Source organism: Janthinobacterium aestuarii (genome assembly GCF_051380835.1).
Classification (GTDB): Bacteria; Pseudomonadota; Gammaproteobacteria; order Burkholderiales; family Burkholderiaceae_D; genus Janthinobacterium; species Janthinobacterium aestuarii.
Genome location: NZ_JBNYXU010000007.1, coordinates 161,819 through 182,749, shown reverse-complemented (window position 1 = coordinate 182,749; position 20,931 = coordinate 161,819). Strand labels below are relative to the sequence as shown.

The following is a 20,931-nucleotide window of genomic DNA, read 5'->3' as shown; positions in this document are numbered from 1 at the left end:
GGTCGTGAACGGGGCGAGATTACCACTTTTTGCGCCGGACGATGTCGCCCGGCCGGAAAAAAAGCGCTTTTATCCGCTCCGTGTGCGCCCGCTTAAGCCGCATTTAAGCCCCGCCGCGCCCCTGCCTCAGAAATGGTAGCGCGCCGACACGCGCAACTGGCGCGTGTCATTGAGGTAAATGCTGGAGCGGCAGCCCGGCGCATCGCCGTAATGGCGGCGGTTGGCCAGGTTGCTGCCGGCCAGTTCCAGCTCCCAGGCGCCCAGCTTGCGCACATAGCGCCCGTCCACGGTGGCGAACGCGGGCACTTGCGCCAGGCAGCTGTTGGCGAAATCGGGACCATAGCGCAGGGCGCGCAGCCATTGCACGCCGGCGTCGGCACTGGCACCGCCCTGCCCCGTCCAGTACAGGCGCAGGCTGGCCAGGGTCTTGGGCACGAGGGCGATGTCCGGGCCGTCGTAGGCGTAATCGTCATAGCGCGCATGCACCTGGCGCAACTGCCCGTCGAGGCGCCAGTCGCGCGCCAGCGCCATGCTGGCCTCGATGGCGACGCCGTCGCGGCGCGAGGGGTCGAGGTTGCCCGCAAAGCCCAGCTGGCCCAGGTTATGGTCGAAGACGATCTGGTTGCTCAGGCGCTCGCTGAACACGCGCACGGAAGCGCTGCGCGCCGCGTCGCCGAAGGTGGCGCCCACTTCCATCTCGCGCCGCAGCTGCCCCGCCAGCGGGCGGTAGCCGGCGCGGGTATAGCCATCGTCGTCGATGCGGTAGCTGCGCGCGGCCTTGGCATATACGCTCAGTTGCGGGCGCAACTGCAGGCTGCCCTGCACGTCCCACGCATTCTGGTTTTCCCAGTCGCTGCCGCCGGCGGGCATGTCGGCCGGGTCGAGCTGGAACTGTTCATGCCGCAGTCCCAGCAGCAGGCGCGGCGCATACGGGCCGCCGAAGGCCAGCTCTTCGCGCAGCAGCAGCGCGCGCGAATACTGGCGGCGCTGCGCATCGCCCGCGCGGCCCGAGCGCCGCTGCCACTGCATCAGGTCCAGGCCCACTTCGGTATCCGTGCCCACGCCGCCCACCTTGCCGTAATGGCGCAGGCGTGGCGCCAGCTGCCGGCGGCGGCTGCTGTACGTCGATTCGCTGCTGCCGTCCTCGCCCGCATAATGGGCCGTGGCGCGCTTTTCCCGCTGCGACAGTTCCACGCCCAGCTCGAAACTGCCCACATAGCGCTGCACGAAGGCGCTGGCGCGCCGCACCTCATAACGGTACAGGTCTTCCGGACGGGCCGTCAGCAAGGCCAGGAACGGCGCCTCGGGCGCGGGATAGCGGGTGTCTTGGTTCAGCTGGTCGGCGCTGAAGCCGAAGCGGCCCTGGCGCAGCTTCCATTCCGCGCCGCCGTTGAAGCCGCGCTGGTGAAACACGCTGCCATCGCGGTAATTGCCATTGCGCAGGCCGTCGATGGCCACGTCGAGCACCATGCCGCCCTGGTCGCGCGACAGGGCGCCGCGCACGCTGTGCTGGCCGCCCTGCGCCAGTTCGGCGGACAAGTCGCCATGCGTGACGCCGGCCGCGCCGCCTTCCACGCCTTCCTGCGCGCACGCCGGCATGGCCAGGGCGCACAACAGCAAGGTGCGCATGGCGATGGTCAGGGCGGAAGGGGCAGGCATCATGGCGGAAAGCTGGGTGCGCCACCGGGCACGGCAGCAGGAGGGATGGCAAAAGCGAATCATTATACGCACGGCGCGCGGCGCCGCAACAGCCGGCAAAGCTGCCAGCACAATTTATTGCTTATTTGTAATTTTTACGGGTATATTAAGGAACGCCCGGCGATCCTGGGCGCAGCCGACTGCATTTGAAGATCATCAATCAGAAGTCACTGTGGGAGTCACGCATGGAAAGTCGTAGCACAACGCGCCGCCGCATTTCCCTCATCCCGGGCAAGTTCAAAGCCCTTTCCATCGCCGCCCTGCTGCTGGCCGGCCTGGCCCTGCAAGCCGACCTGTTCGCCCAGCCGGAACAGGGCAAGCCCGCCAACGCGCCCCTGCCGCTGGCGCCATCGGCCGACGGCATCGCCCTGGCTTCGCCGCATGCGTCGGCCGTCACCACGCCCAGCGCCAGCAACGCCTGGGGCGGCGCGCGCACGGGCGCGCAAGCGACCCTGTCGGACCGCGTGGTCGACTACCAGATCGAAGCGACGCTCGATCCCGTCAAGCACACGATAGACGGCCAGCAGAAACTGCGCTGGCGCAACCGCAGCGCGCAAGCCGTCAGCAGCGTCTACCTGCACCTGTACCTGAACGCCTTCGAAGGCGAGCATTCGACTTTCTTCACCGAGAAGCGCAAGCTCGATACGGGTTTCCGCTCGGGCGTCGATACGCGCGACGGCGAGTGGGGCTACATCGAACTGCGCAGCATGACGCAGAACGGCGCCAGGGCGCCCTGGCATTTCGTCCAGCCCGACAACGGCCCGGCCACCGACCGCACGGTGGTACGCGTCGACTTGCCGCAGGCCGTCGCGCCGGGCGCCGAGACGACGCTCGACATCCGCTTCTTCGACCAGCTGCCGCGCGTCATCGCGCGCACCGGCTATTTCGGCAGCTTCCACCTGGTGGGCCAGTGGTTTCCCAAGATCGCCGTGCTGGAACTGCCCGGCGAACGGGGCGCCACGGCGCCGCGCTGGAACGCGCATGAATTCCACCTGAACTCGGAGTTCTACGCCGACTTCGGCCACTACGACGTGAAGCTGACCGTGCCCAAGGAATACACGGTGGGCGCCACGGGCGAACTGCAGGGTGCGCCGCAGGAAAAGAACGGCATGCTCACGCATCACTATGTGCAGGGCGACGTGCACGATTTCGCCTGGACGGCCGACAAGCGCAGCGCGCAGCCGCTGCTGGGCAGCTGGAGCGGCCCTGGCAGCCCGCCCGTGGCCATCAAGGTGCTGTACCCGCCCGAGTACGCGTCGAACGCGGCGCCCGCGCTGCAGGCGGCCAAGGATACACTCACGTATTTTTCGCGTACCCTGGGCCCGTATCCGTACAAGACCCTGACGGTGGTGATTCCGCCGTTTAACGCGGCCGAAGCGGGCGGCATGGAATACCCGACCTTCTTCACGGCCTCGGGCTACGCCGGCCTGCAGCCGAAGACGGCGGCCGAATTCGGCCTCGATTTCGTCACCATCCATGAATTCGGCCATGGCTATTTCTACGGCATCCTGGCTTCGAACGAGTTCGAAGAACCGATCCTCGACGAAGGCTTGAACGAGTACTGGGACCAGCGCATGCTGCGCGCGCGCGGCCAGGATATCCACGCCACCACGCCCCTGCTCAAGCGCCTGGGCTTCGCTCCCGCCTTCAAGGTCTTCGAGTTCGAGCGCACGGCCGCACCGCGCCAGGATGCGGCCGACCCGCTGGGCCAGAACGCGTGGGACCGCCTGCAGGGCGTGGGCCCCGTGTACAGCCGCACGGCCACCACCCTGCGCGACCTGGAAGCGCGCATCGGCAGCGAGGCCATGGAACGGGGTTTCAAGGCCTACTATGAACAGTGGAAATTCCGCCACCCGAGCGTGGCCGACTTGCGCGAAGCGCTGGCCGAAGCGACGGGCCAGCGGCGCATCGTGGAACAGGTCTTCGCGCAGCAAGTGTATGCCAGCGCGAATATCGACGACCGCATCGGCAGCTTTACCAGCGACGAGCAGACGCCGCTGGCCGGCATGGCGCTGGTGAACGGCAAGCGCGTGGAACATACGTCCGAGGCGCTGGAAAAAGAAGAGGACAAGGTGCGCGAGGCGTGGGACAAGGCGCACCCGGATGCCAAGCCCGGCACGGGTCCCTATCCGTATCTGACCAGCGTGGTGCTGCGCCGCCGCGGCGCGCCCGTGCCGCAAGTGCTGCTGGTGAAGTTCGCCGACGGCACCTCCGAACGCGTGGTGTGGGACAACGACCAGCTGTGGCAGCGCTACACCTGGAGCAAGCCCGTGAAGGCCGTCTCGGCCGAACTGGACCCCGACCGCGTGCACTACCTCGACGTCAACAAGCTCGATGACAGCCGCACCCTGAAAGCCGACAAGTCCGCCGCGCGGCGCTGGGGCGTCGACCTCGCCGCCGCCTTCCAATACCTCTTTTCCCTGATCGCCACCGTATGAGCGCCACTTCCACGACACGGGCCGGCGGCCTGGCCCTGACCACGCGCGCCAGCCGCGCCGCCCTGCAATGGCGCTTGCTGCTGCTGTGGGCCGGCCTGCTGCTGCTCCCCACCATCGTTGCCGTCATCCCCCTCTGGCGCACCTTGAGCGCCAGCCTCGATCAGGCCGTGCATGCGGCGGCCCTGGCGCAGCAGCTCGACCTGATGACCCTGGCCGACCTGGCAGCCAATGCCAGCCGCAATGGCGCCGCCATCAGCCAGGCCGCCATCGCCGGCGTCGTCCTGACCCTGCTGTTGTCGCCGCTGCTGAGCGGCCTGGTGGTGACGGCCGCGCGCGCGCCCGCGCCACTGGGCTTCGGCGCGCTGCTGACGGGCGCCTTCAGCGCATACGGCCGCATGCTGCGCATGCTGTTGTGGAGCATCGTGCCGCTGGGCCTGGCGCTGATAATCGGCGCCGGTGCGCTGAAACTGGCCGACAAGCACGCGGCGACAACCATCCTGGAAGCGGACGCCGACCTGGCCCGTCACCTGGCCTTGCTGTTCGCGGGCGTGCTGTTCCTGCTGGCCTGCGCCACGCTCGATGCGGGCCGCGCGGCGCTGGCCGTCGACCGGCGCCGCACGTCGGCCGTCAAGGCGTGGTGGCGGGGACTCGGCATGCTGCGCCGCCGTCCGCTGGCCTGCCTGGCCATCTACCTCGCCATCACCGTGCTGGGACTGGCCCTGTATGCGCTGCTGGGCGTGGCGCGCCTGAATCTGGCCGGCCCGGGTCCGCTGGCCATCGTGGCCGGCTTGCTGGCGACGCAGCTGGCGGTGCTGGTGCTGGCGTGGATGCGCAGCGCGCGCCTGTTCGCGCTGATCGGCGTCAAACGCTCGCTCGCGTGATCAAGCTCCCAGGCGCCCTTCATCGGCAAGGAAGTCGATGAAGGTGCGCACTTTCGAGGACAGGTAGCGGCGGCTCGTGTAGACGGCATGCACCTTGCCGCCCGCCAGCTGGTAAGCGTCGAAAAGGCGCACCAGCCGCCCCGCAGCCAGGTCCGCATCCGTCTGCCACGATGGCAGCAGCGCGATGCCCATGCCGTCGAGCGCGGCCGCGTGCAGCAGGCTTTCGTTATTGCATTGCAGGACGGGCGAAAACTTCACCGTCTCGCGTCCCTGCGGCCCGTCGAACGTCAATTCGTTGCCGTTCGATAGCAGCGAATAACTGATCATCGCGTGCTGCGCCAGGTCTTGCGGCACGTGCGGCTGGCCCGCGCGCGCCAGGTAGGCGGGCGCGGCCACCAGGTGAAAGGCGATGCTGCCGATGGGCCGCGCGATCAGGGCCGGCGATGGCGCCTGGCTCACGCGCAGGGCCAGGTCGAAACCCTCTTCCACCAAGTTGACGACTCTTCCGCTCAAGTCGATGTCGAACGTCACTTCCGGAAAGCGCTCGCGGTAGGCCACCAGGGTGCGCGTAAAGATGGCGTTGGCGAACCAGACGGGGGCGCTCAGGCGCAGCATGCCGCGCGGCACCACGGTCGTGCGGCCCACCGTCGCTTCCACCTCGTCGAGGTTGTCGAGCATGTCGCGGCACTGTTCAAAATACACCTTGCCGATTTCCGTCAGGCTCAGGTGGCGGCTGCTGCGGTTCAGCAGGCGCGCGCCCAGGTGGCGTTCCAGGTGCATCACGTGCTTGCTGACCATGGCCGGCGACAGATCGAGGCGCTCGCTGGCGCGCACGAAACTGTCCAGCTCCACCACGGCGCGAAACACGCGCATGCTGCGCAAGGTATCCATGACTGCCCGATCATCAACAAAATGGAAATGATATATCAATAATGGCGATCTTGATCAACTAGCTAGGTATGACTATCATCGATAGCATCAGCCATTCCACTGCGGAGCCGCCATGCAAGAACACACTTTCCCTACCTACTTTCTGTCGCACGGCGGCGGCCCGTGGCCGTTCATGAAAGACCAGTTCGGCGGCCGCTACGATGTGCTCGAAGCGTCGTTGCAGGATATCCCGCGCCAGATCGGCGCGCGTCCGGAAGCCGTGCTGGTCGTCACGGCGCACTGGGAAGGACCGCAATTTCTCGTCTCTGCCAGCCCCCGGCCGGGCATGATCTACGATTACTCGGGCTTTCCGCCGCACACCTATCAAATCCAGTACCCGGCGCCCGGCGCGCCGGAACTGGCGGCGCAGGTGAAACAGTTGCTGGACGCTGCCGGCCATCCGGCGCGCCTCGACCACGAGCGCGGTTTCGACCATGGCACCTTCAGCGCCCTGTTTCCCATCTACCCGCAGGCGGACGTGCCGCTGGTGCAGCTGTCGCTCAAACACGGCTACGACCCGCTCACCCACGTCGAGGTGGGCCGCGCGCTGGCCAGCCTGCGCCGGCAAGGCGTGCTGATACTGGGCAGCGGCCTGTCTTACCATAATCTGCGCCAGTTCGGCCAGGCGGGCGCCGTCGCCTCGCACCAGTTCGACGCCTGGCTGCGCCAGACGATGGCCTTGCCGCCGGAACAGAGATTGGCGCAGCTGCTGGCCTGGGATCAGGCACCGGGCGCGCGCCAGGCCCATCCGCAGGAGGATCATTTGCTGCCGCTGATGGTGGCGCTCGGCGCGGCCGAGCAGGAAGCGGCGCACGTGGCGTATCACGAGGAGGATTTTTTTGGAGCGCTGGCGGTGACCAGTTTCCGGTTTGGAGCGACTGGCGGAAATTAGCAACGAGCCGGGGTCAGACGGGGATGCCGAAAGCCCGGGTCAGACCCTCAACACCGCTAACGGCTGGTTCAGCGCCAACGTCACCGGGGGCCTGACCCAAGAATTTTAAAAGCCGCTAACAAGCGGCTTTTTAGTTCATTACGTCCCGCGCTTGCCCCGCGCCGCATTCTTCGCCTTCTCGGCAGCAATCTCCGCCGCCTTGGCCGCTTTTTCCGCCATCTCGGCCGCATGCTGGGCCATCAGGGCGGCGCGCGTGTCCGGCGTTTCCAGCGAGATGCGTCCCAGAATGCCGCTGCGGTAATCGAGCAGCAGGGTGTGCGACGCTTTCTCGAAATCGTAGTCGCCACCCTTGATGCGGAAGCCGCGCTTGGCGGCGATGCCTTCGACCACGCCGATGGCGTCGACTTCACCGATCTTGGTACCGTAGCGGGTTGCCAGCAAGTCCGGGTAGCGCTTGAGCAACTCCTCGGCCAGGAATACGGCCACTTCCTCTTCGATCAGCGCGTTCGAGCCGATGGCGTGGCTGGCGGCCAGCATCAGGCCATCGCTGGGGATGGCGATCTTCGGCCACAGCATGCCGGGCGTGTCGACGAGAATGGTGTTCTTGTCCAGGTACAGCTTTTGCTGCATTTTCGTCACGGCCGGCTCGTCGCCCACCTTGGCCACGCGCTTTTTCAGCAGCGCGTTCATCAGGGTCGACTTGCCCACGTTGGGGATGCCCATGATCATGATGCGCAGCGGCTTCGTCGGCACGCCGCGGTGCGGCGCCAGCGACTTGGCCAGGTCCGGAATGCGCGCCACGTCGCCCGGCTTCTTGGTCGTCATCGCATACGCGGTCACGCCTTCCTGGGCATTGAAATACGCGACCCAGGCGGCTGTCGCGGCAGGATCGGCCAGGTCGGTCTTGTTGAGGATTTTCAGGCAAGGGCGCTGGCGGAACAGGCGCAGCTCGTCCACCATGGGATTGCAGCTGGCTGCCGGCAGGCGCGCGTCCACCACTTCAATCACCAGATCGGTGTTTTCCATGGTTTCGGCCGCTTTCTTGCGGGCCGCGTTCATGTGTCCTGGGTACCATTGTATCGCCATGCTCTTGCTTTCAAAATCGTTCAGTCAATCCGCTATTTTACGTGGTTGCCGCCACGACGTCCCATTTTCCGCCGCCAGCGCCAGCCGTGCGACGCGAACGAGACAATTGGTGATAATTTAGCAGTTACTCGAATGATAAGATCCGCAGTCCGTCCAGCCTGGCCGGTTTCCCCATTGCAAGTTCTACCTGGCACGCATTCCATGCATCTTCCCCGTTTTTTCCTCCTCGGCCCCCTTTGCGCCTGCCTCTTGCCCGCCATGGCCCAGGAACAAGCGGCGGCGCCGGGCGATGCAGTGCATCAGGAAATGCAGCAGATTGTCGATGTGCAAGGCACACGCGATCCCGACCTGCGCCCCTACCGCACCATGCTCAAGGGACTTGACGCGTATGCCGACCACCAGCGCCTGGCGCCGGGCGCGCCGCTGCGCTTCATGCTGATCCCCGCCGCGCCGAAGGCCAGGCTCGATGGCGTGACCCTGCACCTGTCGGCCGACAATCTGTCGATCCCCGTGCCGCTGGCGGCGGACGGCGGCTTCACCTTGACGCGCGACAAGACCGCCTACGACGCGAATGCCGATCTGATCAGTAACAAGAAGCGCGACACCCTGCGCTGGCGCGCCGACATCCACACGCCGGGTCTGCCCGCGAACGTGCGCCGCCTGGGCGACTTGCGCCTGGAATGCGAAATACGCTGGGCCGTCGAGCAGGACCAGCTGTCCTTCGTCCGGCGCAACCTGTTCCGCATGGCCGGCGGACCGTGCCACTCGCCGCTGATCCACGTGCCGTATCCCGTGTTCCGCAAGCTGCTTGCCGTGCAGGCGCGCTCGGGCGAGCGCACGCTGGACATCCGCATCACGGAAGACCGCCAGCGCTATGTGCCGCCGCTGCACGACCAGAGCTGGGACGACAACACCCTGCTGACCCTCACGTATGGCGATGACGGCAACATGGCGCAAGCCACCCCGGCGGCGGCGCTGCGCCAGTGATACCCACGCTGGAAGTCAGGTTAAGTATTTCCACAGGGATTTTTTTATTTACTGAGAGTAATAAAAAAGTGTGCTCTAATATCGTCTCTTAAATGAAAAGCAATAATTTTCCAGGCTGGCTCCCGCCAGATGCAGGGAGATAGGCGATCGGGATAGTTTGATATGATGACGGAACACACTGGCAAGGCGCCCAAGCGCGCGCCGCGCAATAACTGGAAGAAAGAATGCCGGCAGTTGCAGCAGCAAGTGGCGCAACTGGAAGAGCGCTTGAAACGCCAGAGCGCCGACAGCTATGGCTTGCAAATGCTGTATAACCAACTGGTCAATGAAATCAAGCACCACCGCGACATGTTGCAGCTCGACAGTTTTGATGCGGATAAATCGTCGCTCGTCTACACGCAAGCCTGGCACCGCTTCATGGCTGGCGACGCGCTCGACTACCAGACGCACCGTCACACGAATTCCAGCAGCCGCCCCACCTTGCTGTAGTGCGCGGGGCTCTTACAGTTCCGCCAGCGCCTTCACGTGCGCCGCCACGCTGCGGCCCAAGGACGACAGGTTGTAGCCCCCTTCGAGGCAGCTGACGATACGGCCTTTGCCATACTGACTGGCCACGGCCATCATCTGCTGCGTCATCCACGTGTAGTCGGCCTCGACCAGGCCCATGCCGCCCACGTCGTCTTCGCGGTGGGCGTCGAAACCAGCGGAAATGAAAATCATCTGCGGCTGCTGGCGGTGCAGCGCGGGCAGCCAGTGATCGAGCACCAGCTGGCGCACGGCGTCGCCCTTCGAGCGGGCCGGCACGGGCACGTTGACGCGCGTGTCGGTGTACGATTCCACGTCGCTGTACGGATAAAACGGGTGCTGGAAAAAGCTCACCATCAGGATGCGCGGATCATTTGCCACGGACTCGGCCGTGCCATTGCCATGGTGCACGTCGAAGTCGACGATGGCGACCCGTTCGAGCCCCCGCACGTCGAGCGCATGCTTGGCGGCGATGGCGACATTATTGAACAGGCAAAAACCCATCGGTTCGCTGGGCCGTGCATGGTGGCCGGGCGGGCGGATCGCGCAAAAGGCGTTGCTGATCTCGCCATCGATGACGGCGTCCGTGGCTGCCACGGCCGAGCCGGCGGCGGCCAGCGCCGCCTCGTAGCTGTGCGCGTTGAGCAGGGTGTCGCCGTCGAGCGGATAGTAGTCGCCCTCCTGCGGCACATTGTCGCGCACGAGGCCGATGGCCGTGGCGCTGTGGTTGCGCTCGATATCGGACAATTGGGCACGCACGCCGTCGCGGTGCTCGACCAGGTCGCTGATGTGCGCGAGTATCAATTGGTCATTGATGGCCTGCAAGCGGGCCGGCGATTCTGGGTGCCAGTCGCCCATTTCATGGCGCTGGCAATCGGGATGGGTATAAATGGCTGTGCTCATGCGCTGTACTGGTTACCTCTGTCTCTGTCCATTCTCCGGGAACACTGCATGGCATTCCTGTTCGCCCTGCGCGTTCTCGCATAAAATCACTGGCCGGTCTGTGCCGCTACTGCACTAATCTACCACGTGCACGGCACGGGCGGGCGGCACGGCTTGACCTGGCCAAAGCGATTGTAAATTAAATAATCCGTCTTACTGTGATAGAAATAGCATGTTTTCGAAAATACACCAGGCCGCACAGCAGATCGGCGAAGTTCTCGTCGGCAAACACTTGCAGATCCGCCAGACCCTCGCCTGCGTGCTGGCCGGCGGCCACCTGCTGATCGAAGACCTGCCCGGCGTAGGCAAGACGACCCTGGCCCACGCGCTGGCCATCTCGCTGGGACTGCAATGGAAGCGCCAGCAATTCACGAGCGACCTGCTGCCCGCCGACGTGGCCGGCATGAGCGTGTATGACAGGGGCAGTGGCAGCTTCGTGTTTCATCCTGGTCCCCTGTTCACGCAAGTGTTGCTGGCCGACGAGATCAACCGCGCCACGCCGAAGACGCAATCGGGCTTGCTCGAAGCGATGGAAGAGCGGCAAGTGACGCTCGATGGCGTCACGCACGCGCTGCCGCAGCCGTTTTTCGTCATCGCCACGCAGAACTGCGCGCACCAGCTGGGCACCTTCCCCTTGCCCGAATCGCAGCTCGACCGTTTTCTCATGTGCGTGACCCTCGGCTATCCCGATGCGGCCGCGGAACGGGCGCTGCTGCTGGGCGCCGACCGCCGCGCCATGCTGCAAACCTTGCCGGCAGTAATGAACGCGGAAGAATTGCTGCAGGCGCAAGCGGGCCTGCGCGCCATCCACGCGTCACCTGCCGTCGTCGACTACGTGCTGGCCCTCGTGCACGCCACGCGCGCGCCGGGCGTGTTTGCCGATGGCCTGAGCCCGCGCGCCGCGCTGGCCCTGCTGCAGGCGGCGCGCGCCTGGGCAGCGTTGGCCGGACGCGACCACGTCACGCCCGACGATGTGCAAGCCGTGCTGTTGCCCGTCTGCGCCCACCGCCTGCATGCCGCGCAAGGGTCCGCCGATAGCCGCGCGCTGCTGCAGCACATGCTGTTGAGTATTCCCGTCTGACCGGCATGCGCTGGCGCACTATCCAATGGCTGCCGCCGCGCCCCTGGCTGGGCGCGCAGCGCGTGCACATCCGTCCCTCGGGCGCGGGCCTGGCGTTTGCCGCGCTGCTGCTGGCGCTGTGGATCGCCGCCGTCAATTACCGTCTGGGCCTGGGCTATGCGCTCACGTATTTCGCGGCCGCCTGCGCCATCGCCGATATGCTGTTTGCCAGCCGCAACCTGGCAGGCCTGGCGCTGGCCGCCACGCCGGGCAAGCCCGTGTTCGCAGGCAGTCACGCCACGTTCACCTTGCGCCTGATCAACCGCAGTGCGCGCCCGCGCCATGCGATCCACGTGGCCATCAGCGGTTCGGCGGCAGCGCCCAGCCTGGCCGACATCGCCGCCCACGGTGAAACGGCCGCCAACATCGTCGTGGCCGCTCCGCAGCGGGGATGGCTGATTACCCCGGCCGTGCGCCTGTCCGGCAGTTTTCCGCTCGGCCTGTTCCTTGCCTGGTGCCACTGGCAACCCGAAACGCGCGTGCTCGTGTATCCGCAGCCCGAACACAATGCACCGCCGCTACCCTTGCCTGCCGGCACGGCACAGCAGGCACGGCAGCCAGACTTGCCCGATGGCGCCCTGGAACTGGCAGGCGTGCGCGCCTACCAGCCCGGCGATCCCTTGCACCGCCTGGCCTGGCGCCAGATCGCCCGCCATGACGGCGAGCATGTATTCAGCAAGCAGTTCCAGCCTGCCGCCGACACGCCAAAGGACGCAGCCCATGGCAGCATCGTGCTCGAGCATGCCGCCCTGCACGCACTGGCGCCGGAAGCGCGTTTGTCGCGCCTGGCCGCCTGGGTGCTGCAGGCGGAACACTCAGGCTTGCCGTACGGCCTGCGCCTGGGCGCGCTGACTGTCGCGCCGGCCTTGGGCGCCACCCACCGCGACGCCTGCCTGCGCGCGCTGGCCCTGCATGGCTTGTCACAGACTGAGGCCATGGCATGAGGCAATGGCTAGCCAACTTGCCGCGCGAAAAGGCCGACATTGTGCTGCTGTTGCTGGCCGCCGCCATGGTGCTCGCGCCGCATGTGCTGCACCTGCCCCCGTGGCTGTCGGCCGCCGCTGCCGCGCTCCTGCTGTGGCGCGCCGTCATCACCATGCGGGGCAGCCGCCAGCCGCAGCTGATCCTGCTCGCGCCGCTGGCCTTGCTCGGTATCGCCGGCGTCTACGCCAGCTATGGCACCGTGCTGGGACGCGATCCCGGCGTGGCCATGCTGGCCCTGCTGCTGTCCTTGAAATCGCTGGAAATGCATGGCCGGCGCGACATTTTCGTTTTCGTTTTCCTCAGTTTTTTCCTCCTGCTGGCTAACTTCTTCCATGCGCAAGACATCCTCAGCGCCGCCTGGATGCTGGCCACCGTCATCGTCCTGCTGGCCGCCCTGCTGTCGGCCCAGTATGGTGCCATGCAGCCGCGCCTGACACAAAGGCTGGGCTTGCTGGGACGCATGCTGGCGCTGGCCATCCCTCTGTCGGCCCTGATGTTTCTTGCCGTGCCGCGCGTGGACGGCCCCTTGTGGGGCACGGCACCGGACGGCGCGCAGGCGCGCACGGGCTTGTCCGACAGCATGCAGCCGGGCGCCATCGCCTCGCTGGCCCTGTCAAGCGAACCCGTCTTCACGGCCAGATTTTCCACACCGCTCCCGCCGCAAGACCAGCTGTATTGGCGCGGTGTCGTGCTGGGCGACTTCGACGGCGCTACCTGGACGCGCCGGGGCGCGAAGGGGCACACGCCTGCCAGCGACAGCCGGATAGACATCGCGCTGGAAGGGCAGCCCAGCCGCTACGAAGTCAGCTTGCAAGCGAGCGGCCAGCGGCGCATCTTTGCCCTCGACGTGCCGCGCAGCATCGAACGCTTGCCCGGCAACCCGTACGTCGTGTCGTCCGCGCTGGAAGTGCTGACCATACAGCCTATTACTTCGACCGTGCGTTACCGCGTCAGTTCCCAGCTCCGCTACCGGCTGCAGGCAAACCTGTCGCCAGAACAGCAGCAGCCATGGCTGGCCTTGCCCGCTGGCAGCAACCCGCGCAGCGTGGCCTGGGCCCGCGCATTGCGCGGCCATGGCGCGCAAGCGCTGGCGCCCGCCGGCGCCATCGCCGCCGTGCTCGGGCACTTTCGCCGCGCACCGTTCCGCTACACCCTGCAGCCACCGCTGCTGGGCAAGCATGGCGTCGACGACTTCCTGTTTGGCACGCAGGCGGGTTTTTGCGAACATTACGCGGGCAGCTTTGTCGTGCTGATGCGCGCCATGGGCATACCCGCGCGCGTCGTCACCGGTTACCAGGGCGGTCTGCGCAACGGTACGGTCAACAGCCTGGCCGTGCGCCAGTCCGACGCCCATGCCTGGAGCGAAGTGTGGCTGGCTGGCCGGGGCTGGGTGCGCATCGATCCCACCAGCGCCGTCGCGCCCCTGCGCACACAGCGCAACCTCGATGCCGCCTTGCCGTCAGCCCCGTCGCCGCTGACGGCGTGGCGCGCCCTGGCCGGCCTCGATGGCGGCGCGCAAGGGGCGGTTGCCGCGTGGCGCCAGCAATGGCAGCAGGCCGAGCACGCCTGGAGCAGCTGGGTGCTCGACACCACGCCGCAGCGCCAGCGCGCCATGCTCGATGGCTTGAAAAACCTGCCGGCGAAAAAGCTGGCACTCGCGTGCGCCGTGCTGGCCCTGCTGTCCGCCGTGGCAGGCGCACTGGTCTGGTGGCGGCAGTCGCGGCAAGGCGATCCGCTCGATGTCCTGTACGCGCAATTTTGCCGACAGCAGGCGCGGCGCGGCTACAGCCGTGCGCCGCATGAAGGCCCGCACGGTTATGCTGCCCGGTTGGCATCGGGCAAGACTACGCCCGAGATGCATGCCGCCATCGCACAGTTTCTGGCAATCTATGCCGCGATGAAGTATGGTAATGCCAGCCCAGACGAACAACTCCGCGCGCGGCGCCACTTGCGCCGCCTGTTAACCCAATGCCGATGAGACGCTCCTTGCTACCGATCAAATACCCCGCCCTGTCCCTGCTCCTCTCCCTTCCCCTGTGCCTGGCCACCGCGCACGCCGGCGAAAACAGCAATATTTCCGCTGCCGACCGCGCCCGCGCCGTGCGCGCGGCCAAGGCGCCGCCCGCCAAGGCCGCAGCCAAAAAGGCACCGGCGAAATTCGACTTCGAAGGCGAATTTGTCGACTATGCCAACTGGAAAGAAGTCCGCGCCTTCCTCGACGACATGTCCGCCAAACACGGCTTTGACCGCGCCGAACTCAACACCCTGATCGGCAAGGTCCGCTATGTCGAGTCGACCGTGCAACTGATGAAGCCCGCGCCGCCCGGCAAGCCGAAGAACTGGCAAGCGTACAGCGCCCGCTTCATCGAACCGGTGCGCATCAATGCGGGCGTGAAATTCTGGGAAGAGAACGCGGAAGCGCTGGCACGCGCCGAACGCGAATATGGCGTGCCGGCCGAGATCATCGTCGGCATCATCGGCGTGGAAACCGTGTACGGACGCAATACGGGCCGTTTCCGCGTGCTCGACGCGCTGACGACCCTGGCGTTTTCCTATCCGGAAAGCCCGACCCGCGCCGCGCGCATGGAATTTTTCAAGGGAGAACTGGAAAACGCGCTGCTGTATGCGCGCAAGGATGGCATCGATCCCTTGACCCTGCTCGGCTCGTATGCGGGCGCCATCGGCCTGCCACAGTTCATGCCGAGCAGCATCATGAAATATGCGGTGGACTTCGATGGCGATAGCCATATCGACCTGCGCAATTCCACATCCGACGCCATCGGCAGCGTCGCGCACTTCCTCGTCGAGCACGGCTGGCGCCGCGATGACCCGGCCGTCAGCACCTATCCCGTCACCGTCTCGGCCAGCCGCGCGTGGGAAAAATTCATCGGCCAGGGCTTGCAAGCCAAGTACCGGCTGGGGGAATTACAGGAAGCCGGCGTGACAGCCGCCCCGTCCACGCCTCAGAACATGTTGTTCGGCCTGATCGACTTGCAAAATGGTTCAGAAGCAACTGAGTATCACTTGGCAACCAATAACTTCTTTGCTATAACTCAGTACAACAGAAGTTATTTTTATGCCATGTCCGTGATTGATTTGGGCAAAGCCATCAGTCAAGTGCGCGCACGCTAACCGAAAGTCAGTGTAAAGTTATAATATTACTTGTAAGAAAGCGTAAGGGATATTGAATCGACCAGCAAACAGGTCTATGGTAGGGCCGATAACATGTGCCAGCCTCGCTCGCCAGCCTTTGTGCGGCACGGAATGCAGTAATGGTTTTATACTTAACTTTTGTCAAAGTACAATTTTTGTTCTATCATAGAGCATAATAAAGAATAAATAGGTGTTGCAGCTAGACAACAGCCATTCTGTACCACGCAAGATTACCGGGCTTTCCAGCCTGAAACTGAATCCTGTTGTACAATTGTGTATATATCATGAAAAACTGTATCCCGGATCGTACCGTGTGTGAATTCGTTCCTTTTAGTAAAGAATGAACATGAACGCAGCAAGAGCGAGCTCCGAGTGTTTTTTACTTTGCAGTGCAACTACAGAAGGAACAATACCATCATGACAAACCAAGTCGGCATTGATATGAACAGCGATTCGGACTCCGACGATCTGCTTCAGTACAACCCAAACAGACTGCTCGATACCCTGATTGAAAACCTGCGCCTGAAAAACGACGCAGCCTTGTCCCGCGCGCTGGAAGTGGCGCCACCGGTCATCAGCAAAATCCGCCACCATCGCCTGCCGGTCGGCGCATCGCTGCTAATCCGCATGCACGAAGTCAGCGACCTGAGCATCCGCGACCTGCGTTACCTGATGGGTGACCGTCGTAACAAATTCCGTATCAGCGACAAGCAATTCAAGCCAAAAGAAGGCGAAACGCCACAAGGCTGATCCTGCCAGTTTTGCAGGTTTTCCCTCCCCGCCATGGGGAGGGGGTATTTCCAGCAGTTCTCAGGCCGTTCTGGCCGACATTAAATTATCAAGCAGGAAACACGCCGGTCGAGAGATAGCGGTCGCCACGGTCGCAAACGACGAACACGATCGTCGCGTTTTCCACCGTTTGCGAGATGCGCAGTGCGATTTCGCACGCGCCGGCTGCCGAGATGCCGCAGAACAAGCCCTCTTCCGCCGCCAGGCTGCGCGCCATGCGCTCGGCCACGCCCTGGCTCACGTATTCCACCTGGTCCACGCGCGACTTGTCGTAGATTTTCGGCAAGTACGCTTCCGGCCACTTGCGGATGCCGGGAATCTGCGAACCTTCCTCGGGCTGGGCGCCGATGATCTGGATGGCGGGATTCTGTTCCTTCAAGTAGCGCGACACACCCATGATGGTGCCCGTCGTGCCCATGGCGCTGACGAAATGCGTGACCCGGCCTTCCGTGTCGCGCCAGATTTCCGGGCCCGTGCTTTCATAGTGGGCGCGCGAATTGTCTTCGTTGGCGAACTGGTCAAGGATCACGCCGCGGCCATCCTTCTGCATCTGTTCGGCCAGGTCGCGCGCATATTCCATGCCGCCTGTCCTCGGCGTCAATAAGATATCGGCGCCGTAGGCGGCCATGCTCTGGCGGCGCTCCACGCTCAGGTTGTCGGGCATCAAGAGCAGCATCTTGTAGCCGCGCAAGGCAGCGGCCATGGCCAGCGCAATGCCCGTATTGCCGCTGGTCGCCTCGATCAGGGTATCGCCAGGCTTGATGACGCCGCGCTCTTCAGCGCGCTTGAGCATGGACATGGCCGCGCGGTCCTTCACGGAACCTGCCGGATTATTACCCTCCAGCTTGCCCAGGATGACGTTGTTGCGCGCAAGCGCATCGGCGCCCGGCAAGCGCGTCAGCTGCACCAGCGGGGTATTGCCTATCGTATCTTCAAGTGTCTTGTAAGCCATCGTGTCTGTTTGAGTGGAGTCAACAAAGACCCATTCTAATATGAGATGCTGGCCCGCGTATCGCTGATCGGTGGCCGTAGCCGGGCCCGTTTGCGCGTCCGGCTGCGCCGCCACCGGCCGCATGGCGCCTGCCGCGCTGCCATTTCCGGGCGTGCACAAGGGATATTGCGGCAGGCGCGCGCCGCATGCGCTAGACTCGTCACTATTAGTTATTTTTGTTATTTGCTTATTCAGTCTTCGAACGGACTCGCCATGGCCAGCAGCACACCCGAATTCATTCCCGAAACGACGCAGGACGATCCCGTCCAGTTCCCCACGCTCGACTTGCACGGCCGCAGCCACCAGATTTCGCCCGTCTTCAATGCGCTCGAACTGCAGCGTTTGCAGCGCTATGGCACGCGCCATCACTTTGCCGATGGCGAGACGCTGTTCGAAGCAGGCAGCAGCAGCTTCGGCATGCTGGTCATACTGTCCGGACGGGTCAGCATCAAGCGCCATGAAGTGCTGGGACAGGCGTCCGTGCTGCGCGAAGTGGGCGTCGGTCACTTCATTGCCGAGGTAGCGCAATTGTCGGGCCGCCCCACCCTCGTCAACGGCAGCGCCGTCGGTGACGTGGAATTGCTCGACATCAGTTCGGAATCTCTGCGCGCACTGATCGTCGCGGAAGCGGAAATGGGCGAACGCATCGTGCGCGCCCTGATCCTGCGCCGCGTGGCGCTGATCGAATCGAATTCAGGCGGCCCCGTGCTGGTGGGACCGCGCGGCAATGGCAATCTGTTCCACCTGCAAAGTTTTCTATCGAGCAATGGCCACCCGCACACGGTGCTCGATCCAGCCACGGATGCGGCCGCCGCCGCGCTGGCCGAGCGCTATCAACCCACGCCGCAGGAATGGCCGCTGGTGGTCTGTCCTGACGGCAAGATCATGAAAAATCCCGGCAATGCGGAACTGGGGCGCTGCCTGGGCATGCTGCCCGATTTGTCCGGCGACAAGATTTTCGACGTGCTGGTGGTCGGCGCCGGACCCGCCGGCCTGGCCACGGCCGTGTATGCGGCGTCCGAAGGTTTATCGGTCCTGGCGCTCGAGCAGCGCGCGTACGGCGGCCAGGCAGGCGCCAGTGCGCGCATCGAAAATTACCTGGGTTTTCCCACCGGCATCTCCGGCCGCGCGCTGGCGGGACGCGCCTATGTGCAGGCGCAAAAGTTCGGCGTCGAAATCGCCACGCCGGCCAGCGCCGCCAACTTGCTGTGCGACACCTGGCCCCTGCGCGTCAATCTGTGCGACGGTACGCAGGTGCGCGCCCGCACGGTGGTGCTGTCGTGCGGCGCGCGCTATCGCCGCCCTTCGCTGGCCAACCTGAAAACGTATGAAGGACGGGGCGTGTATTACTGGGCCTCGCCCATCGAAGCCAAGCTGTGCCGGCAAGAAGAAATCATCCTCGTTGGCGGCGGCAATTCGGCCGGCCAGGCGGCCGTGTTTCTCTCCGGCCACGCCGCCAAAGTCCACATGGTGATCCGCGGCGAAGGTCTGGCGGCCAGCATGTCGAGCTACCTGATCGAGCGCATCGCCGCCACGCCCAACATCATCTTGCACACGCACACGGAAATCATCGCCCTCGAAGGCGACGACGATGGCTTGACGGAGGTGCGCTGGCGCAACAACCAGACGGGCGAGGAAGCCGTTTGCGCCGTGTGCCGCGTCTTCCTGTTTGTTGGCGCCGACCCGAACACGGACTGGCTGCACGACTGCGCCGTGGCCGTCGACGAACAGGGCTTTATCCGCACGGGCTTCGACGTCACGCGCGCCGAATGCCGCGCCCATGACCACACTGTGTATCCACCTGACTTGCCGGACCGAGCCGCACTGGAAACGAGCGTGCCGGGCGTATTCGCCATCGGCGACGTGCGGGCCGGCTCCACCAAGCGCGTGGCCGCCGCCGTCGGTGAAGGCGCGGCGGTCGTTTCCCAGATTCACGGTTTTCTTGCGCGCCTGCCCATCAACAGCGCCTAACGCAAGGGCATCGGATACGTAGCCACGCTGACATTGCCATCGCGGTCGATGGCCTGGACGCCAAAGAAATAGTTGTCTTTCGACAGCTTCACCCTGGCCTCGGTAACATTGCCCACGTCCTGCGCGCCCTGCCACTGGTCGGCCGTCGTGGCGCGCCAGACGATGCGGTAGCCGGCCACGTCCGGTTCCGTATTCGGCTGCCATACCAGCGAGGTGGCGTTTTCAAGCTGGGCCGTGCGCACCTGCACGCCGGCGGGCGCGGCCGGCGCCAGGGCCAGTGACGCGAGCGCCGCCGCATTCACGCGCGCCACTTTCGTCACATACTCATAATCGACGAATTGCGGCAAGTCGCCGTACTGCACGCCGTTTTCCACGCGCACATCCTGATGCTGATGTGCAAAATCCTCGTGCGGTTCCGTGAAGCGCAGCGCCGCATAGCCTTGCGCGAGGAAGGGCATATGGTCGCCGCCGCGCAGGTAGCGGTCGGCGCGCTGGATGACGTTGACCGTAAAGCCGGGCACATAGCGCTCGCCCACCTGTTTCACATGGCGCGCCAGCTGGCGTGAAATAGAATCGTTTTCGCCGCCCGTCGCCACCAGGGCGCGCGCGCCGTCGCTCATCTCCTTCACGGCCGGGATGCCTTCGGCAAACAGGCGCACTTGGCCGCCATCGACCGTGCCGTCTTCCGCGCGCGAACTGCCGATGATGTCGTTGTTGAGCATGCCGGCGATGTTGAGATTTTTCAATTTTGCCTGCTGCGCCCAATGGCCGGAACCCAGCAACCCCTGTTCCTCGGCCGCCACGGCCATGAAGACGATGGTGGCGTCGAAGCGGTAGCGCGCCATCGCGCAAGCCATCTCGATCACGGCCGCCGTACCGGATGCGTCATCGTTGGCGCCGGGTGCGTCGCTCTGCGCATCCATCACGTCGGTGGCGCGCGAGTCGTAATGACCGCTGACGACATAGATGCGTCCGGCCGACTGCGGCTGGCTGCCGGGCAAGGTCGCGACCACGTTGACGATTTCCGTCGGCCGCGCAATGCGCTTTGACACGGGCGCGATATGACTGTCGAACGCCACCTGCAACCGTCCGCCCGCCTGCGCGCCACAGCGCTCGAGCTCGGCCTTGATCCAGCGCCGGGCCGCGCCGATGCCACGCGTGTCGGACACGGTATCGGACATCGTGTGGCGCGTCTGGAAGCCCACGAGCTTGCGCACATGCGCCTCGATGCGCTGTGGCGAAATGTCGGCCACCACCTGCCGTATCTGCTGCTGGGCCGGTTCGGCGCCCGGCGCCGCCACCGCGCCCGCCGACAGCAGGGCTGCCGTCATTGCCGTCAAAATCCTTACCATGCGTGCCTCCCCCGATGATTGATTGAGCTGGCCATTCTCGCATTTTTGACGACGGGCAAGGATGTTCCTGGATGAAAATCGTGCGTTATAGAAACTGCTACAATCCGCTGTTGCCCCGCTCACGAAAGACACCGCATGCGCCTGCCCACCCTTCACTCCGCACGCCGCAGCCTGCGCGCGGTCCGCTGACGG

17 protein-coding genes are annotated in these 20,931 nt (G+C 64.8%); 11 read left to right on the top strand and 6 right to left on the bottom strand.

The annotated features are described in order from the left end of the window. Positions 1–126 precede the first annotated feature (126 nt). Positions 127–1,662, bottom strand: a complete 1,536-nt coding sequence (locus ACQ4WO_RS19405; protein ID WP_436482836.1) for a TonB-dependent receptor domain-containing protein — start codon at positions 1,660–1,662, stop codon at positions 127–129. Between the two features lie 221 nt (positions 1,663–1,883). Between ACQ4WO_RS19405 and ACQ4WO_RS19400 the strand changes: the two genes are divergently transcribed. Together ACQ4WO_RS19400 and ACQ4WO_RS19395 are read left to right on the top strand one after the other, a co-directional pair. Continuing rightward, positions 1,884–4,136 (top strand): M1 family metallopeptidase, encoded by a 2,253-nt coding sequence (locus ACQ4WO_RS19400; RefSeq protein WP_436482835.1) that lies wholly within the window; start codon positions 1,884–1,886, stop codon positions 4,134–4,136. Then, positions 4,133–5,017, top strand: coding sequence for a hypothetical protein (locus tag ACQ4WO_RS19395; RefSeq protein ID WP_436482833.1), 885 nt, complete (start codon positions 4,133–4,135; stop codon positions 5,015–5,017). The genes ACQ4WO_RS19400 and ACQ4WO_RS19395 overlap by 4 nt, the downstream gene beginning before the upstream one ends. Here the strand turns inward: ACQ4WO_RS19395 and ACQ4WO_RS19390 are convergent, their stop codons facing one another. Then, positions 5,018–5,908, bottom strand: a complete 891-nt coding sequence (locus ACQ4WO_RS19390; protein WP_436482832.1) for a LysR family transcriptional regulator — start codon at positions 5,906–5,908, stop codon at positions 5,018–5,020. It lies immediately after the preceding gene. Between the two features lie 112 nt (positions 5,909–6,020). On the opposite strand from ACQ4WO_RS19390, the gene ACQ4WO_RS19385 reads away from it, so the two are divergent. Next, positions 6,021–6,839 carry a DODA-type extradiol aromatic ring-opening family dioxygenase gene (locus ACQ4WO_RS19385; RefSeq protein ID WP_230515441.1) on the top strand — a complete coding sequence of 273 codons (819 nt, stop codon included), beginning with the start codon at positions 6,021–6,023 and terminating at the stop codon, positions 6,837–6,839. 138 nt (positions 6,840–6,977) lie between these two features. On the opposite strand, the gene ylqF is transcribed toward ACQ4WO_RS19385, so the two are convergent. Next, positions 6,978–7,925: a ribosome biogenesis GTPase YlqF gene (gene ylqF / locus ACQ4WO_RS19380; protein WP_071650173.1), complete on the bottom strand. Its 948-nt coding sequence runs from the start codon at positions 7,923–7,925 to the stop codon at positions 6,978–6,980. Positions 7,926–8,126: 201 nt separating this feature from the next. On the opposite strand from ylqF, the gene ACQ4WO_RS19375 reads away from it, so the two are divergent. Beyond that, positions 8,127–8,912 (top strand): hypothetical protein, encoded by a 786-nt coding sequence (locus tag ACQ4WO_RS19375; protein ID WP_436482831.1) that lies wholly within the window; start codon positions 8,127–8,129, stop codon positions 8,910–8,912. A gap of 162 nt (positions 8,913–9,074) precedes the next feature. Then, positions 9,075–9,401 (top strand): hypothetical protein, encoded by a 327-nt coding sequence (locus ACQ4WO_RS19370; RefSeq protein WP_436482830.1) that lies wholly within the window; start codon positions 9,075–9,077, stop codon positions 9,399–9,401. 12 nt (positions 9,402–9,413) lie between these two features. Here the strand turns inward: ACQ4WO_RS19370 and ACQ4WO_RS19365 are convergent, their stop codons facing one another. Further along, entirely contained in the window at positions 9,414–10,340 is a 927-nt protein-coding gene (locus ACQ4WO_RS19365) for a histone deacetylase family protein (protein WP_070303957.1), read from the bottom strand. A gap of 211 nt (positions 10,341–10,551) precedes the next feature. On the opposite strand from ACQ4WO_RS19365, the gene ACQ4WO_RS19360 reads away from it, so the two are divergent. From ACQ4WO_RS19360 to ACQ4WO_RS19340, 5 genes are all read left to right on the top strand, one after another. After that, the gene (locus tag ACQ4WO_RS19360) at positions 10,552–11,460 is read left to right on the top strand and encodes an AAA family ATPase (protein ID WP_436482829.1); all 909 of its coding nucleotides are present in this window, start codon (positions 10,552–10,554) and stop codon (positions 11,458–11,460) included. Positions 11,461–11,465: 5 nt separating this feature from the next. Beyond that, complete coding sequence (locus ACQ4WO_RS19355) at positions 11,466–12,443, top strand: DUF58 domain-containing protein (RefSeq protein ID WP_436482828.1); 978 nt, start codon at positions 11,466–11,468, stop codon at positions 12,441–12,443. Then, positions 12,440–14,461 carry a transglutaminase TgpA family protein gene (locus tag ACQ4WO_RS19350; protein ID WP_436482827.1) on the top strand — a complete coding sequence of 674 codons (2,022 nt, stop codon included), beginning with the start codon at positions 12,440–12,442 and terminating at the stop codon, positions 14,459–14,461. The genes ACQ4WO_RS19355 and ACQ4WO_RS19350 overlap by 4 nt, the downstream gene beginning before the upstream one ends. Then, positions 14,452–15,615, top strand: a complete 1,164-nt coding sequence (mltB, locus tag ACQ4WO_RS19345) for a lytic murein transglycosylase B (protein ID WP_411268319.1) — start codon at positions 14,452–14,454, stop codon at positions 15,613–15,615. The genes ACQ4WO_RS19350 and mltB overlap by 10 nt, the downstream gene beginning before the upstream one ends. 438 nt (positions 15,616–16,053) lie before the next feature. Then, positions 16,054–16,386 (top strand): hypothetical protein, encoded by a 333-nt coding sequence (locus ACQ4WO_RS19340; protein WP_034751784.1) that lies wholly within the window; start codon positions 16,054–16,056, stop codon positions 16,384–16,386. Positions 16,387–16,474: 88 nt separating this feature from the next. Here ACQ4WO_RS19340 and cysM read toward each other — a convergent pair whose 3' ends face one another. After that, on the bottom strand, positions 16,475–17,377 hold the full coding sequence (gene cysM, locus ACQ4WO_RS19335) for a cysteine synthase CysM (protein ID WP_128140242.1): 903 nt from the start codon (positions 17,375–17,377) through the stop codon (positions 16,475–16,477). Between the two features lie 252 nt (positions 17,378–17,629). On the opposite strand from cysM, the gene ACQ4WO_RS19330 reads away from it, so the two are divergent. Then, positions 17,630–19,387: an FAD-dependent oxidoreductase gene (locus ACQ4WO_RS19330; RefSeq protein ID WP_436482826.1), complete on the top strand. Its 1,758-nt coding sequence runs from the start codon at positions 17,630–17,632 to the stop codon at positions 19,385–19,387. Here ACQ4WO_RS19330 and ACQ4WO_RS19325 read toward each other — a convergent pair. Then, a complete protein-coding gene (locus ACQ4WO_RS19325) occupies positions 19,384–20,718 on the bottom strand; it encodes a M20/M25/M40 family metallo-hydrolase (RefSeq protein ID WP_436482825.1) in 1,335 nt (444 codons plus the stop codon). The genes ACQ4WO_RS19330 and ACQ4WO_RS19325 overlap by 4 nt on opposite strands. Positions 20,719–20,931 lie beyond the last annotated feature (213 nt).

Bases quoted from the DNA above. Each gene is read 5' to 3' on its own strand.
- ACQ4WO_RS19405 (WP_436482836.1), bottom strand. From the start codon at position 1,662: ATGATGCCTGCCCCTTCCGCCCTGACCATCGCCATGCGCACCTTGCTG.
- ACQ4WO_RS19400 (WP_436482835.1), top strand. From the start codon at position 1,884: ATGGAAAGTCGTAGCACAACGCGCCGCCGCATTTCCCTCATCCCGGGC.
- ACQ4WO_RS19395 (WP_436482833.1), top strand. From the start codon at position 4,133: ATGAGCGCCACTTCCACGACACGGGCCGGCGGCCTGGCCCTGACCACG.
- ACQ4WO_RS19390 (WP_436482832.1), bottom strand. From the start codon at position 5,908: ATGGATACCTTGCGCAGCATGCGCGTGTTTCGCGCCGTGGTGGAGCTG.
- ACQ4WO_RS19385 (WP_230515441.1), top strand. From the start codon at position 6,021: ATGCAAGAACACACTTTCCCTACCTACTTTCTGTCGCACGGCGGCGGC.
- ylqF (WP_071650173.1), bottom strand. From the start codon at position 7,925: ATGGCGATACAATGGTACCCAGGACACATGAACGCGGCCCGCAAGAAA.
- ACQ4WO_RS19375 (WP_436482831.1), top strand. From the start codon at position 8,127: ATGCATCTTCCCCGTTTTTTCCTCCTCGGCCCCCTTTGCGCCTGCCTC.
- ACQ4WO_RS19370 (WP_436482830.1), top strand. From the start codon at position 9,075: ATGATGACGGAACACACTGGCAAGGCGCCCAAGCGCGCGCCGCGCAAT.
- ACQ4WO_RS19365 (WP_070303957.1), bottom strand. From the start codon at position 10,340: ATGAGCACAGCCATTTATACCCATCCCGATTGCCAGCGCCATGAAATG.
- ACQ4WO_RS19360 (WP_436482829.1), top strand. From the start codon at position 10,552: ATGTTTTCGAAAATACACCAGGCCGCACAGCAGATCGGCGAAGTTCTC.
- ACQ4WO_RS19355 (WP_436482828.1), top strand. From the start codon at position 11,466: ATGCGCTGGCGCACTATCCAATGGCTGCCGCCGCGCCCCTGGCTGGGC.
- ACQ4WO_RS19350 (WP_436482827.1), top strand. From the start codon at position 12,440: ATGAGGCAATGGCTAGCCAACTTGCCGCGCGAAAAGGCCGACATTGTG.
- mltB (WP_411268319.1), top strand. From the start codon at position 14,452: ATGCCGATGAGACGCTCCTTGCTACCGATCAAATACCCCGCCCTGTCC.
- ACQ4WO_RS19340 (WP_034751784.1), top strand. From the start codon at position 16,054: ATGACAAACCAAGTCGGCATTGATATGAACAGCGATTCGGACTCCGAC.
- cysM (WP_128140242.1), bottom strand. From the start codon at position 17,377: ATGGCTTACAAGACACTTGAAGATACGATAGGCAATACCCCGCTGGTG.
- ACQ4WO_RS19330 (WP_436482826.1), top strand. From the start codon at position 17,630: ATGGCCAGCAGCACACCCGAATTCATTCCCGAAACGACGCAGGACGAT.
- ACQ4WO_RS19325 (WP_436482825.1), bottom strand. From the start codon at position 20,718: ATGACGGCAGCCCTGCTGTCGGCGGGCGCGGTGGCGGCGCCGGGCGCC.